This window comes from Burkholderia sp. BCC1638 (assembly GCF_902833195.1).
GTDB lineage: Bacteria > Pseudomonadota > Gammaproteobacteria > Burkholderiales > Burkholderiaceae > Burkholderia > Burkholderia diffusa.
Genome location: NZ_CADFEC010000156.1, coordinates 1 through 428, shown reverse-complemented (window position 1 = coordinate 428; position 428 = coordinate 1). Strand labels below are relative to the sequence as shown.

The following is a 428-nucleotide window of genomic DNA, read 5'->3' as shown; positions in this document are numbered from 1 at the left end:
CCGGTCAATCCCGCCACCGCCAGCACCGCGAAGATGCGGATGAAGTTCGAGCCGAACCAGTCCTCGTCCTCGCCGCGATCGAGCATCACCTGCAGGCAGCCCAGCCCGATCGCGATCAGGCCGATGCCGATGTAGTCGATGCGGATGCCGCGCTGGCCGTCGCGCCGCCAGGGCGGGTCCTCCACCAGCTGCATCACCGCCAGCACGGTGAGGATCCCCACCGGCACGTTGAGCAGGAACACCCAGCGCCACGAGAAGGTATCGGTGATCCAGCCGCCCAGGGTCGGCCCCAGCACCGGCGCCACCACGATCGCTATCGCCGAGATCGAGAAGGCGCGGTTGCGCTGCTCGGGCGGGAAGGTGTCGAGGATGATCGACTGCTGGTTCGGCTGCAGGCCGCCGCCGAACAGCCCCTGCAGGATGCGGAA

The 428-nt window shown here is 68.5% G+C and carries 1 protein-coding gene; it reads right to left on the bottom strand.

All coding sequences use genetic code 11. From position 1 onward, the window contains the following. The coding region (locus HWX22_RS31685) for an MFS transporter (RefSeq protein WP_175917036.1) at positions 1–428 on the bottom strand (428 nt) is incomplete at both ends.